Source organism: Streptomyces sp. CNZ287, from assembly GCF_007827615.1.
The window spans coordinates 109652-123502 of record NZ_VISV01000006.1; the positions used below are offsets into that span (position 1 = coordinate 109652).

Annotated in this window: 12 protein-coding genes; 7 read left to right on the forward strand and 5 right to left on the reverse strand. The window is 74.1% G+C overall.

The annotated features are described in order from the left end of the window. Nucleotides 1-264 precede the first annotated feature (264 nt). Nucleotides 265-1320, reverse strand: a complete 1056-nt coding sequence (locus FB457_RS13810; protein ID WP_145782057.1) for a LacI family DNA-binding transcriptional regulator — start codon at nucleotides 1318-1320, stop codon at nucleotides 265-267. Nucleotides 1321-1763: 443 nt separating this feature from the next. Between FB457_RS13810 and FB457_RS13815 the strand changes: the two genes are divergently transcribed. The 4 genes from FB457_RS13815 (at nucleotide 1764) to FB457_RS13830 (ending at nucleotide 6399) form a co-directional block, all read left to right on the forward strand. Then, on the forward strand, nucleotides 1764-2936 hold the full coding sequence (locus FB457_RS13815) for an ABC transporter substrate-binding protein (protein WP_078898642.1): 1173 nt from the start codon (nucleotides 1764-1766) through the stop codon (nucleotides 2934-2936). Between the two features lie 11 nt (nucleotides 2937-2947). Beyond that, the gene (locus FB457_RS13820; protein ID WP_047015919.1) at nucleotides 2948-3943 is read left to right on the forward strand and encodes a carbohydrate ABC transporter permease; all 996 of its coding nucleotides are present in this window, start codon (nucleotides 2948-2950) and stop codon (nucleotides 3941-3943) included. Nucleotides 3944-3953: 10 nt separating this feature from the next. Beyond that, the gene (locus FB457_RS13825) at nucleotides 3954-4859 is read left to right on the forward strand and encodes a carbohydrate ABC transporter permease (RefSeq protein WP_145782058.1); all 906 of its coding nucleotides are present in this window, start codon (nucleotides 3954-3956) and stop codon (nucleotides 4857-4859) included. A gap of 121 nt (nucleotides 4860-4980) precedes the next feature. Then, nucleotides 4981-6399, forward strand: a complete 1419-nt coding sequence (locus FB457_RS13830; RefSeq protein WP_047015921.1) for a GH1 family beta-glucosidase — start codon at nucleotides 4981-4983, stop codon at nucleotides 6397-6399. A 247-nt stretch (nucleotides 6400-6646) separates the two neighbouring features. Here FB457_RS13830 and FB457_RS13835 read toward each other — a convergent pair whose 3' ends face one another. Both FB457_RS13835 and FB457_RS13840 read right to left on the reverse strand, forming a co-directional pair. After that, complete coding sequence (locus FB457_RS13835) at nucleotides 6647-8131, reverse strand: HAMP domain-containing sensor histidine kinase (RefSeq protein ID WP_047015922.1); 1485 nt, start codon at nucleotides 8129-8131, stop codon at nucleotides 6647-6649. After that, nucleotides 8128-8832 (reverse strand): response regulator transcription factor, encoded by a 705-nt coding sequence (locus FB457_RS13840; RefSeq protein ID WP_047019938.1) that lies wholly within the window; start codon nucleotides 8830-8832, stop codon nucleotides 8128-8130. The genes FB457_RS13835 and FB457_RS13840 overlap by 4 nt, the downstream gene beginning before the upstream one ends. A 145-nt stretch (nucleotides 8833-8977) precedes the next feature. Between FB457_RS13840 and FB457_RS13845 the strand changes: the two genes are divergently transcribed. Further along, nucleotides 8978-9550 (forward strand): hypothetical protein, encoded by a 573-nt coding sequence (locus FB457_RS13845; RefSeq protein ID WP_347612305.1) that lies wholly within the window; start codon nucleotides 8978-8980, stop codon nucleotides 9548-9550. A gap of 21 nt (nucleotides 9551-9571) precedes the next feature. On the opposite strand, the gene FB457_RS13850 is transcribed toward FB457_RS13845, so the two are convergent. Both FB457_RS13850 and FB457_RS13855 read right to left on the reverse strand, forming a co-directional pair. Next, nucleotides 9572-10429 (reverse strand): spermidine synthase, encoded by an 858-nt coding sequence (locus FB457_RS13850; protein ID WP_486589029.1) that lies wholly within the window; start codon nucleotides 10427-10429, stop codon nucleotides 9572-9574. Nucleotides 10430-10495: 66 nt separating this feature from the next. Further along, nucleotides 10496-10870: a hypothetical protein gene (locus tag FB457_RS13855; RefSeq protein WP_047015924.1), complete on the reverse strand. Its 375-nt coding sequence runs from the start codon at nucleotides 10868-10870 to the stop codon at nucleotides 10496-10498. Between the two features lie 315 nt (nucleotides 10871-11185). Here FB457_RS13855 and FB457_RS13860 point away from each other — a divergent pair, with 315 nt between their 5' ends. Together FB457_RS13860 and FB457_RS13865 are read left to right on the forward strand one after the other, a co-directional pair. After that, a complete protein-coding gene (locus FB457_RS13860; protein WP_145782157.1) occupies nucleotides 11186-12484 on the forward strand; it encodes an NsdA family TPR-like regulatory protein in 1299 nt (432 codons plus the stop codon). A 190-nt stretch (nucleotides 12485-12674) separates the two neighbouring features. Beyond that, a complete protein-coding gene (locus FB457_RS13865; RefSeq protein ID WP_253911220.1) occupies nucleotides 12675-13718 on the forward strand; it encodes a phosphatase PAP2 family protein in 1044 nt (347 codons plus the stop codon). The last annotated feature ends 133 nt before the right edge of the window (nucleotides 13719-13851 follow it).

The window sequence follows — 13851 nt, forward strand, 5'->3', positions numbered from 1 at the left end:
AGCTGACCGGACGGGGTGGTCCTGGTGTGGTACGCCCCCGTCCTCGCCTCGCGGAAGGAGGTGCAAGTCTTGAACTGTGGGAGCGCTCCCAATCTCCCGAAGGGTTATGCACCTGTCAACCCCTCCGGACAGAAGTCGCCCCGGAGCCGGGGCAGTTGCCTGCTACGCGCCGGAAGGAGGGCCCGTACCCACGCGGACGGGGCGGGCCCGGTCCTGGGCCCGCCCCGCGTCACGTTCCGGCGCCGGGCGGCGGGGCCGCCCGGGTCACCCCGAGGCGCGTACCACCAGCTCGGTCGGCAGTACCACGTGCCGCCCCTGCGTGGCTTCCTTCGCGTCGATCCCGTCCAGCAGCACCCGCACCATCGCCCGCCCCATCTCCTCCGTGGGCTGCCGCACGCTGGTGAGCGGCGGGTCGGTGTGCCGGGCCACCGGCGAGTCCTCGAAGCCGACGACCGCCACCTCGTCCGGCACCGTACGGCCCGCCGCCCGCAGCACCTGGAGCGCGCCGGCCGCCATCACGTCGGAGGCGGCGAAGACCGCGTCCAGCGCGGGCCGCCGCTCCAGCAGCTCCTGCATCGCCCGCCGGCCGCCCTCCTCGGTGAAGTCCCCGACCGCGATCAGACCCGCGTCCTCCTCCCGGCCCGCCCCCTTCAGGGCCTGACGGTAGCCCTCCAGCCGGCAGCTCGCGACGTACATGTCGGAGGGGCCGGTGATCGTCGCGATCGCCGAGCGCCCGCGGCCGATCAGATGCCCGACGGCCGCCTGCGCGCCGCCGGTGTTGTCCGAGTCGACGTACGGCACGGCCTCGCCCGCCGCCCGCCGGCCGTTGAGCACCGCCGGGAGCCCCATCGCCGCCAGCATCTCCGGCAGCGGGTCGCCCTCGTGCACGGAGACCAGCAGCACGCCGTCGACCCGGTCGGCGCTGAGATACGCCGCCAGCCGCTCCCTCTCCCGGGGCGAGCGGATGAGCGTGAGCAGGAGCTGCTTGTCCGTCTCCGCGAGCTCCGCGCTCACCCCGCGGACGATGTCCGAGAAGTACGGCTCGGAGAAGAGCCGGGTCTCCGGCTCCGGGATCACCAGCGCGACCGCGTCCGCGCTCCCGGCCGCGAGCGCCCGCGCCGCGCGGTTGGGCACGTAGCCCAGCTCCGCGACCGCCCGCTCGACGGCGGTCCGCGCCTGCTCGCTGACCTGATCCGATCCGTTGATCACCCGGGACACCGTCCCCCTGCCCACCCCGGCTCGCGCGGCGACCTGCTCAAGCGTCGGTCTGCCACCGCGCCCGCCGCGCGCCACCGGCGTACGCCGATCCCTGACCGCCATTCCACCCTCCCGCGTTATGGCTGTCTGCTGACTGTCCGATTCTCGCCCCCGGCCCATGTCCACGGACCGCGCAGAAGCTAACAGCCGCGTAACGGGAGCCAGTCGAGATGTCCGGTCCCTTGACACCCCCTCGCCGACAGGCCACCCTTCAACCAATCACTTCTGGGAGCGCTCCCACTCTACTCGACCCATAGAGAACCCGCACGAAAGCCCGCCCGAGCCGCCACTCCCGATCCCCCCTCGTAGACCTCCGGCAGGAGCGGCACGCGTCAGGGCGCTAGGAGGATGCAGTGCGCAGTTACCGCACGACCCGACGGGCCGTGGGCCTTTTGGCCGCAGCCGCTCTGGGCACCGGGTTGCTCAGCGCGTGCGCGAGCGATGACGAAGACGGCGGCTCGAAGGCCGGCTCCGAGGACGGAGGCGGCGGGAAGACCACCATCACGATGGGACTCTTCGGCACCTTCGGCTTCAAGGAGGCCGGGCTCTACGACGAGTACGAGAAGCTCAATCCGGACATCACCATCAAGGAAACGGTGATCGAGCGGAACGAGAACTATTACCCGCAGTTGCTGAACCACCTCACCAGCAACAGCGGCCTGGCGGACGTCCAGGCCATCGAGGTCGCCAACATCGCCGAGGTCGTCGACACCCAGTCCGACCGGTTCGTGGACCTCGGCAAGGTCGACGGCGCCTCCAAGGACGCCTTCCTGGACTGGAAGTGGCAGCAGGCCACCGCCGACGACGGCAAGACCATCGGGCTCGGCACCGACGTCGGCCCCATGGCCGTCTGCTACCGCAAGGACCACTTCAAGGCCGCCGGCCTGCCCACCGACCGCGACGAGGTCGCCAAGCTGTGGGCGGGCGACTGGGAGAAGTTCCTCGACGCAGGCCGCGACTTCAAGGAGAACGGCCCCGAGGGCGTCGCCTGGGTGGACTCCGCCGACGCCGTGTACGACGGCGCCATCGCCTCCAGCGAGGGCAAGTACTACGACGAGTCCGGCGAGGTCATCTACAAGGACAGCCAGGACGTCAAGGACGCCTGGGGCATCGCCGCCACCGCCGCCGAGGAGAAGCTCACCGGCAACCTGGAGCAGTTCACCAAGCAGTGGGACCAGGCGATGAGCAACGGTGACTTCGCCACCATCTCCTGCCCCGCGTGGATGCTCGGCTACATCCAGGAGAAGGGCGGCACCAAGGCCGAGGGCAAGTGGGACGTGGCCCAGTCGCCGAAGCCCGGCAACTGGGGCGGCGCCTTCCTCGGCGTCCCCGAGTCCGGCCCGAACAAGGACGAGGCCGCCAAGCTCGTCGCCTGGCTGACCGCGCCCGAGCAGCAGGCCAAGCTCTTCGCCGAGCGCGGCAACTTCCCCAGCGCCCCGCCCGCGTACGACATGGAGGCGGTCAAGACCGCGACCAACCCGTACTTCGGCGACGCCCCGATCGGTGAGCTGTTCTCCGCCTCCGCCCAGGAGATCCCGGTCCAGACGATCGGCCCGAAGGACCAGGTCATCGACGACAACATCGGCAACGGCCTGCAGCTGATCGAGCAGGGCAAGCAGGACCCCGACGGCGCCTGGGACGAAGCCGTCAAGGCCGTGGACAACGCGCTGGATCAGTGAGGCCACCGGCCATGACGCAGACTGGTACGGCCGTGGACGCGCCCCCCTCCGCCGAGGGGGGCGCGGCCCCGAAACGGCCCGCGACCGAGGACCGGCGGCAGAAGTGGCGCAGCCGCCGCTACCGGTGGGACGCCAAGTTCAGCCCGTACGCCTTCATCTCGCCCTTCTTCCTGTTCTTCGCCGCTTTCGGTCTCTTCCCGCTGCTCTACACCGCGTGGGCCTCGCTGCACCGGGTGGAGCTGACCGCGCCCACCGACATGGAGTGGGCCGGGCTGCACAACTACACGCGGCTCTTCGAGGACCACTTCTTCTGGAACTCGCTGTGGGTCACCTTCACCCTCGCGGTGCTCTCCACGGTCCCGCAGCTGCTCATGGCGATGGGCCTCGCGCACCTGCTCAACTACAAGATGCGCGGCTCCTCCTTCTTCCGGGTGGCGATGCTCGCGCCGTACGCCACCAGCGTGGCGGCGGCGACCCTGGTGTTCGCGATGCTCTACGGCCGCGACTACGGACTCATCAACTGGTTCCTCGGCCTCTTCGGCGTGGACGAGATCGACTGGAAGAGCGGCGACTGGACCTCGAAGATCGCCATCTCCACGATCGTGATCTGGCGCTGGACCGGCTACAACACCCTGATCTACCTGGCCGCCATGCAGGCCGTGCCGCACGACCTCTACGAGTCCGCGGCGCTGGACGGTGCGTCGCGCTGGAAGCAGTTCCGGTACGTCACCATCCCCTCCCTGCGGCCCACGATCCTCTTCACCGTCGTCGTCTCCACGATCGGTTCGGTCCAGCTCTTCGGCGAGCCGCTGCTCTTCGAGGAGGGCGCGGGCGCGTCCGGCGGCCCCGACCACCAGTTCCAGACCCTGGGCCTCTACCTGTACGAGCAGGGCTGGCGCAACCTGCACCTCGGCCGCGCCGCGGCCATCGCCTGGGTGATGTTCCTCATCCTCGTGGTGATCGGCATCGTCTTCGGCCTGATCTCGCGCCGGCTGCGGAAGAGCTGAAGGGAAGCTCATGGCAACGCTGACAGAGACCGCCCCCGAGACCACGGCCCCGCGCCGCCGCCGGCGGCGGCGCGCACCGAAGGCCGGGGAGGCCGGCGGCCAGCACCGGGCGGGCAAGCTCACGTACGCCGTCCTGCTGCTCTTCACCGCGATCTCGCTCTTCCCGTTGATCTGGACCGCGATCGCCGCTTCCCGCACCAACGAGCGGCTGGCGGAGACGCCGCCGCCGCTGTGGTTCGGCGGCAACCTGTTCGCGAACATGGAGACCGCCTGGTCCGACGCGAACATGGGGCTGGCGCTCTTCAACACCACCCTCGTGGCCGGGGCCATCGCCACGGGAACCGTGCTCTTCGGCACGCTGGCCGGCTTCGCCTTCGCCAAGCTGCGGTTCCGCTTCAAGAACCTGCTGATGCTGCTGGTGATCGGCACGATGATGGTCCCGCCCCAGCTCAGCGTCGTGCCGCTGTACATGGCGATCGCGAAGCTGGAGTGGATCGACCAACTGCAGTCGGTGATCCTGCCGTTCATCGTGAGCGCGTTCGGCGTGTTCTTCATGCGGCAGTACCTGATCCAGGCGCTGCCCAGCGAGCTGATCGAGGCCGCGCGGGTGGACGGCGCGAGCAGCGTGCGCGTCATCTGGCACGTGGTCTTCCCCGCGGCCCGGCCCGCGATGGCCGTGCTGGGGATGCTGACGTTCGTGATGGCCTGGAACGAGTTCTTCTGGCCGATCATCGCACTCACCCAGGAGAACCCGACGGTGCAGGTGGCGCTCACCAGCCTGGGCCGCGGCTATATCCCCGACCAGTCGGTGATCATGGCGGGCGCGCTGCTCGGTACGCTGCCGCTGCTGCTGCTCCTGCTGCTCTTCGGCAGGCAGATCGTCGGCGGCATCATGCACGGCGCGGTCAAGGGCTGACCGGCCGTGCCCCGCTCGCCCTGTGACGGTACGACCCGCGCACCGCCCGGGGGCCGTTGAGCACCGACCGCACCTTGTTGTCCACGACGTTCGTCACTGCCGAGATTGGGAGCGCTCCCAGATGTCCGACACCACCGCCACCTTCCCCGAGGACTTCCTGTGGGGCACGGCCACCGCCGCGTACCAGATCGAAGGCGCCGCGCGGGAGCACGGCCGCACCCCCTCCATCTGGGACACCTTCTCGCACACCCCGGGGAAGACCGCGGGCGGCGACACCGGGGACGTCGCCGTCGACCACTATCACCGGCGCACCGAGGACGTCGAGCTGATGGCCGGGCTCGGCATCGGGGCGTACCGCTTCTCCGTCTCCTGGCCGCGCGTCCAGCCCACCGGCCGCGGGCCCGCCGTGCAGCGCGGGCTCGACTTCTACCGGCAGCTCGCCGACGAGCTGCTGGCGGCCGGCATCAAGCCGGTGCTCACGCTCTACCACTGGGACCTGCCGCAGGAGCTGGAGACCGCGGGCGGCTGGCCGGAGCGCGACACGGCGCACCGGTTCGCCGACTACGCCCGCCTCGTCGGCGAGGCCCTCGGCGACCGTGTCGAGCTGTGGACCACGCTCAACGAGCCCTGGTGCAGCGCGTTCCTCGGCTACGCCGCCGGGGTGCACGCCCCCGGCCGCACCGACCCGGTCGCCGCCCTGCGCGCCGCGCACCACCTCAACCTCGCGCACGGCCTCGCCACCGACGTGCTGCGCACCGTGCTTCCCGCCCGCGCCCAGGTCTCCGTCAGCCTCAACCCGGCGGTCGTCCGGCCGCGTACGGACTCCGAGGCGGACCGCGACGCCGCCCGCCAGGTCGACGCGCTGGCCACCCGCATCTTCACCGGGCCGATGCTCGACGGCGCGTACCCGCCCGATCTGCTGGACGACACGGCGCGGCTGACGGACTGGTCCTTCGTACGGGACGGGGACCTGCCGCTGATCAACCGGCCGCTGGACTCGATCGGCCTCAACTACTACACGCCCACCGTGGTCTCCGCCGTCTCCGGCGACGCCAGGCCCGAGCGCGCCGACGGCCACGGCGGCGGCGCGCAGTCCCCCTGGCCGGCCGCGGACCACATCGCCTTCCACCAGCCACCGGGCGAGCGCACCGCGATGGGCTGGACCGTCGACCCGACGGGGCTGACGGAGCTGCTGCTGCGGTTCACCGCCGACGCGCCGGACCTGCCGCTGTACATCACCGAGAACGGCGCGGCGTACGACGACAAGCCGGAGCCGGACGGCTCGGTCCACGACCCGGACCGCATCGCGTATCTGCACGGGCACATCGGCGCCGTGCACCGCGCGATGGCCGAGGGCGCGGACGTGCGGGGCTACTTCCTGTGGTCGCTGCTGGACAACTTCGAGTGGGCGTACGGCTACGCCAAGCGGTTCGGCGCGGTGCACGTGGACTACGCGACGCAGCGGCGCACGCCGAAGTCCAGCGCCCGCTGGTACGCGGACGTGATCCGCACGGGGGCGCTGCCGGCGCCCGGCCTCTGACGGAGGCGCGACGGCGCCCGGCAGACCGGGGCTCGGCAGACCGGCGCTTCGGCAGCCCGGGGCACCGCGAATCCGGCGCCCGGGCCCGGGCGACGAGACGGGCGTCCGCCGGACCGGCAACCGGCGGGCGCCGCATGGGGAGGGCGAGGGCCGTCGCGGCCCGGACGGAGGCCGCCGCGTGACGGGCGGTGGCCTGCGGCCGGCGCGACGGGCCGGCGCCTTTCAGGGGCGGAGGCCGCCGCCCGCGCTACGCGCGCCGCGCACCCGCGCCCGCGCCCGCGGCGGCCGCCGTCCCGTCCCCGTCCCCCGCGCCGCCCGCCGCCGGGCCCTCCGCCGCCCGGCCGCGCCGCCGCCGCACCACCCGGTGCCGCTGCCGGCGCCGCTCGCCGTCCGCCGCGGCGGGCCCGGCGCTCAGCGCCAGCCAGAGCCGTATCTCCGCGCCGCCCAGCACCGACCGGCCGATCCGCACGTCCCCGCCGGTGGACTCCGCGACCCGCCGCACGATGTCCAGACCCAGCCCCGTCGACCCGGGACCGCCCTGCCCCTGCCCGCGGGCGAGCGCCGCCTCCGGATCGCGGATGCCGGGTCCCGCGTCCGAGGCGAGCACGATCACGGCGTCGCCCGCGTGGTGCACGTCGACGGAGAAGTCCGTGCCCTCCGGGGTGTGCCGGAAGACGTTGCCGATGAGCGCGTCGATCGCGGCGACCAACTCGGCGCGCGCCACCGGCACCTGCGCCGGCCGGTCGACCCCCGCCAGCCGGGCGGACCTGCGCTCGTCCTCCGCCAGCGCCGACCAGAACTCCATCCGCTCCCTGATGACCGCCGACACGTCGCAGCCGGCCACCGCCGCCGCCTGCGGCCCCGCGGGCCGGCCGCGCTGCTCCCGTACGGTGGCGATGATCTGGTCGATCTCGCGCTCCAGTTGGGCCACCGCCTGCCGGGTCTGCTCGGCGGCGCCGCTCTCGCCCAGGGAGGCGGCGTTGAGCCGCAGCACGGTCAGCGGGGTGCGCAGCCGGTGGGAGAGGTCGGCGGCCAGCTCACGCTCGTTGGCCAGCAGCAGCGCGACCTGGTCGGCCATCGAGTTGAACGCCACGGCCGCCGAGCGGAGTTCGGAGGGCCCCGACTCCTCGACCCGGACACCGAGCTTGCCCTCCCCCAGGTCGTGGGCGGCGCCCGCGAGCCGGCGTGCGGGCCGCACCATCCGGGTGCCGAGCCGGTCCGCGACGGCGACCGAGCCCGCGATGAGCGCCAGGCCGACGCCCGCGAGCACCAGCCACGCCAGCGCCACGCCCTCGGTCAGCTCCCCCGCGGGCACGAACACCTCGACGACGGCGACCCGGTCGCCCTCGACGGCGATGGGCTGCAGCAGCGCGTGCCCGCCGGCGACGGCGACCAGCAGCGAGGTGCCCGCGCCCGAGGCGCGCTCCACATCGGCCGCACCGGCGCGCGGCTCGCCGATCCGTACCGCCGGCATGCCCTCCGCGCTGCCGCGCGGCACGTGCACCGCGATCCGCCCGCCCGCGCCGGCCTCGGTGCTGCCCACCGCGCGCTCCAGTTGCTCGGCGTCGGTGGTGATCGCCAGCGCCGGGCCGATGCCCGCCGCGATCCGCTCGGCGTTGGTCAGCGCCCGGTCGCGGGCCATCTCCTTGACGACGAGCCCGAGCGGCACGGCGAAGGCGACCACGACCATCACCGTGACCGCCAGGCACACCTTGACCAGCGCCCACCTCATGCGGGCGGGATCCCGGCCGGCGGGTCGAGCTTCACGCCGACGCCGCGCAGGGTGTGCAGATAGCGGGGCCGCGCGGCGGTCTCGCCGAGCTTGCGGCGCAGCCAGGACAGATGGACGTCGATGGTCTGGTCGTCGCCGTACGACTGCCGCCACACCTCGGAGAGCAGTTCCCGCCGCGGTACGACGACGCCGGGCCGCTCGGCGAGGAACGCCAGCATGTCGAACTCGCGCCGGGTCAGGTCCAGCTCGCGGCCGTCCAGCTCCGCGCTGCGCCGCCGCAGGTCGATGGCGAGGCCGCCGACGCGCAGTTGCCGCGGCGGCGGGGCGGCGGCGGTGCGGCCGCCGGCGCGGCGCAGCACGGCGCCGAGGCGGGCCTGCAGATGCTCGACGGAGAAGGGCTTGACGAGATAGTCGTCGGCGCCGTCGTTGAGGATGCGGACGATCTCGGACTCGTCGTCCCGGGCGGTGGCGACGATGACCGGCACGTCGGTGAGGCCGCGGAGCATCCTCAGCGCCTCGGCGCCGTCGAGGTCGGGCAGCCCGAGGTCGAGGATCACGACGTCGAACCCGTGGTGCGCGACCTCGCGGAGCGCCTCCAGTGCCGTGCCGACGCTGCGCACGGTGTGGGCGGCGTCGGTGAGATGCCTGATCAGCGCGGAGCGCACGAACTGGTCGTCCTCCACCAGCAGCACACATGCCATGTCCGGCAACGTACGCCAAAAGCGCGGTGTGCGCCGCCCCGCCTCCGCCCGCCTGTGGACAACCGGCCGCCTGTGGACAACCGGCCACAAGCGGTCCCGGCCGGGGGTGCGGCACCGCGGGGGCGGGTGCGGCAGGATAGGGCTGATGCGTCGAAGGCTTGTGCACGCGCTCGCGTGGACCCTGGCGACACTGGCGGCCGTGACCGTGTCGTGGTTCGGGGTCAGGCTGGTGCTGGACAGCACGTCCGACCGGCCGCACACGGTGCCGCTGTCGGGCCGGGCGCCGTCGTCGCCGCCTCCTTTGGTCGGCACGGCGACGGAGCGGCCCCCGCCGGCCTCGCCGACGCCGGAGCCGGAAACCCCGTCGGCGCCGGAGAGTTCGCAGGATCCGCCGGAGCGCGAGCGGCGTACGGCGAGCCCCGAGGGCACCGTGGGGGCGGAAGAGGGCCCGGGGGAGGGGCGGCAGGACCAGCCTGCGGAGACCGCGACGGGGGACGTGCAGACGTATCCGGTGGCCGGCGGGCGGGTGACGTTCGAGATGGCCGCGGACTCCGCGGAGTTGGTGTCGGCGACGCCGGACGCCGGGTGGCAGATGCAGACGTGGGAGCAGACGACGTGGATCCGCGTCGACTTCGTCGCGGACAACGGCCGGACGTCGGTGATCTGCACGTGGCACGACGGCCCGCCGCGGGTGGAGACGAACGAGTACGCGACCTGAAGGACCCGGACGCGTCCTCGGCTACGTGAACACCCCGGGCGGCGGCGCCGGCGACTCGGTCGCCGTGGCGTCGGTCACCGGCCGGGCGCCCGCGGCGAAGTCCCGGAGCGCGCGGCCGTGTTCGACGCGGCCGGACTGCGGGTCGGTGGCCGCCCTGCGGGTCAGCTCGCCGACCGGCAGCGGGACGGCGGAGGCGAGGAGCACGGCGTTGCCGAAGCGCCGCCCGCGCCAGACGGCGGGGGCGGCGACGACGCACAGCTCGGGGAAGACCGCGGCGGCGGTGGCGATCTGCGCCCGCAGATACGCGAGCGGCGGCCCGTCGGCGAGGTTGGCGGCGTAGACGCCGCCGGGGCGCAGCACCCGGCGCACGTCGCCCAGGAACTCCGTGGTGGTCAGGTGCGCGGGCGTGCGCGCGACGTGGAAGACGTCGCCGATGATCAGGTCCGCCCAGCCGTCCGGCATCCTGGCGAGCACGGCGCGGGCGTCCCCGTGCCGTACCCGGATCCGCGCCCGCTCGGGCAGCGGCAGTTCGGCGCGTACCAGCGCGGTGAGCCTGCCGTCGATCTCGACGGCCTGCTGGACGGAACGGGGGCGGGTGGCGGCTATGTAGCGCGGGAGGGTCAGCGCGCCGCCACCGAGGTGGAGGACCTGCACGGGGCGGCCGGCGGGGGCGACGAGGTCGGCGGCGTGGCCGAGGCGGCGCTGGTACTCGAACGCCAGGTGCACGGGGTCGTCGAGGTCGACGTGCGACTGCGGGGCGCCGTCCAGGAGCAGCATCCAGGCGCGCGGGCGGTCCGGGTCGGGACGCAGTTCCGCGGTGCCGCCGTCCACGTCCACCACGACGGGGCTGCGCCCGCCGCGCGACCTCTGCCTGGCCACGGGCCCAGTATCCCCCGCCCGGGTCCCGGGCGCGCTCCGCGGGGGTGCGGGGCGGGCGGCCCGGGGTCAGAAGCCGTCGGCGGCCTCGATCGTACGGGCCGCCTCGCAGAGCGCCGCCGCGAGCAGCACCGGGTCCGTCACCGGCGCCGCCTCCTCCGGCGGCACCAGCCAGTACGTCCCCGCCACCGGCGGCGCCGCGGGCCCGCGGCGCAGCGTCGGGGTGCACGCGCTGCCGGGCAGGTCCCAGCGCGCCGCCGTCCCCGGCGGTACCAGGAAGCCCAGGGTGTCGACGCCGCCGTCGTGCAGCACGGGCCCGACGGCCGTGCGCAGCCGGAGGATGTCGACCGCTTCGAGGCCGTGTCTGGCCGGGACGGTGACCAGGTCACACGGGTCCGCGGCGGCTCTCGTACCGACAGTGGTCTCCCCGCCGGTGTCCGGCACAGGAACCCCTCCTCATCCAGTCCCCGTCGTGGTTCCCCCGGTCCTCTGCCCATCCAACGCCAGGGCCGTGTCAACGGCACGGGGTGAAGTCGCCGCAAAGGATGGCGTTTTATAGCGGATCGGGGGCGAGGGGACCCGCGGGTCGGCAGACTCTGCGTGGCGGCGCACGCACCGCGGGTGCGAGCGGGCCGCCGTGCGGCGCCGCCCGTGGAGCGCATCGGTGGCGGACCGGCGGTCGCGGCACGGGCGTCGCCGAGCAGCAGCAGGGTCGAGCAGCAGGGAGGAACAGCGGACGTGGCCGCCCCACCCGACCGATTGCGTCCCAACGCCGCCTTCCGCGCGCTGCGCGGCAGCCGGTCACCGGGCGAGTTCGCCGCCTCGGTGCGGCGGGCCGCGCGGGAGATCGGCGAACAGGTCTCGTGTGACGCGCGCTACGTGGGCCGCGTCGAGTCCGGCGAGATCCGGTGCCCCAACTACGCGTACGAGCGCGTGTTCCTGCACATGTTCCCGGGGCGCTCGCTGGGCGATCTGGGCTTCGAGCCGCGGGCGGCGGTACGGGGCCGAAGGGCGCGCGGCGGCAAAGATGCGCCCCCACGCACGTCTATGCGCCCCACGCCTCCGGAGGGGCCGGCGGAGCACTCCCCCGCCGCCTCCGCGGCCGGCGGGCCGCCGCCGCTCCCGCCCTTCCCGGCGCTGCCGCCCGCCCGGCCCCGTACGCCCGAGTTCGCCGAGGCCGCCGTGGCGGAGGCGGTACGCCGCATCCGGCTGCACGACGACCGGCACGGCGCCGACGACCTCTACGCCCGCGCCTGCTGCACCCTGCGCACCGCCCGCGCGCTGCTCCCCGAGACCGTCCCGCGCCCCGGCTCCGACGCCGAGCGGCTGCACGCCGCGGCCGGTGAGCTGGCACTCTCCGTCGGCTGGCTGGCCCACGACTCCGGCCGCTACGCCGACGCCCGCTCGCACTACGCCGAGGCCCTCGCCACCGCCCGGCTCGCCGACGACCCCGCCCTGGAGGCGCACGCCTTCTCCAACACCGCGTTCCTGGCCCGCGACACCGGCCGCGCCCACGAGGCCGTACGCGCCGCCCAGGCCGGCCGCCGCGCCGCCGCCGCGGCCGGCTGCGACCGGCTGCGCTCGCTGCTCGCCGTCCGCGAGGCCGGCGGCTGGGCTCTCCTCGGCGACCCCGCCGCGACCCGCGAGGCGCTGACCACGGCGGGCGACCTCTTCGCGCGGGGGGCGGCGGACGGGTGCCCGGAGTGGATGTCCTTCTACGGCGAGGCCGAGCTGACCGGCCTGGAGGCCCAGTGCTGGGCGGCGCTCGGCGACCACACCCGCGCCGCCGAGTGCGCCCGCCGCGCCGTGCTCCTCCAGGACCCGCACTTCGCCCGCAACACCGCCCTGTTCACCGCGGAGCTGGCCGCGGACCTCGCCGCCGCGGGCCGGCCGGACGAGGCCGCCGCCGCGGCCGGCGGCGCGCTCCCGCTCCTGGAGGAGGTGCGTTCCGCGCGCGTACGCGCCATGCTCGACGCCACCGCGGAGAGGCTGCGGCGCTGGTCAGGCAGGTCCGAGGTGGACGCGTTCCTGACGAACCCGGGGCTGATTTCCGCCTGATCCGGCAACCGCAGGCAACCTTTCCGGATCATTCCGCGTCTTTCTGGCTCCCTCCACCTTCGGTGGAGGTCGCATCCACCAACCGGTGGAGGGATATACATCGTGCGGTGGGCTGACGTACACCGTACGGTTGTCCGTGGGCCACGTGGGGCGGCCCGGGGCGGGGAAGCGGAGACGGAGTGCCTGGACCATGCGACTGAGGCAGCGTTGGTGGACGGAGCTGTTGCTCGTCGTCGTGGTGTACATGGCGTACTCGGCGGGCCGGCTGCTGGCCCGCGGCGACGTGACCATGGCGGTCGACAACGGCCTCGCGCTGCTCGACATCGAGAAGACCCTGCACATCAACTTCGAGGACCCGCTCAACAGACTCTTCACCGCTCACGCGGTGCTCGGCGTCCCCGCCGACTTCATCTACGCGTCCCTGCACTACGTCGTCACGCCCGTGGTCCTGGGGTGGGTCTGGCTCCGCCACCGCGTGCACTACCGGCGCTACCGGACCTGGCTGCTGCTCTCCACCGTCGTCGCGCTCGTCGGCTTCATCCTCATGCCGACCTGCCCGCCGCGGCTGCTGGACCCGGCGTACGGGTTCGTCGACACGATGGCGCAGTACTCGTCGTACGGCTGGTGGGGCGGTGAGGCGAGCGCACCGCGCGGGCTCGGCGGGCTGACCAACCAGTACGCGGCGATGCCCAGCCTCCACGTCGGCTGGGCGCTCTGGTGCGCGGTGGTGCTGTGGCGGCACGCCCCGCACACGCCGGTCCGGCTGCTGGGCGTCGCGTACCCGCTCGTGACCACCATCGTGGTCATGGGCACCGCCAACCACTACTTCCTCGACGCGGTCGCGGGCGCTGCCGTCATGGGCCTCGGCTGGCTGCTGCTCCGCCCGTCGCTGCGCGCCGCGGACGGCATCCGCCGCCGGTTGTACCGGCTCGCCTCCCTCGTCGGCGGCCGCGGCACCCCCGCGGGCGGCGGCGTGGTCGCCGCGGGCGGCCCGCGGCCCGACGACCCGGACGGCAGCGACGTACCGGCGGACGACCGCGCCCCGGAGAAGGTCCGCACGGGCGGGGGCGGCGCCCCGGGAGACGAACCCGAAGCGCCCCACATCCCGAGCCCGCGCGCCACCCACGAGAACCCGGGCCCCGGCGACCCGCCGGCACCGTCGGGCGGCAGACGGGCGCCGGTGGAGCAGCGCGGGGCCGCGGCACAGGTGATGTGCAGGAGACTCGCGTACTGACGCGCGGCGGGCGCGGCGGCTGACGGTGCCGCGCCCGGTACGCCCGTACGCGGAGATCCGCCGGACGCGCCGCGCGCCCGGCACCGACGGGGATCACGACGCGGCCGCGGCGGACCGCCGCGGCGCCGCTCCC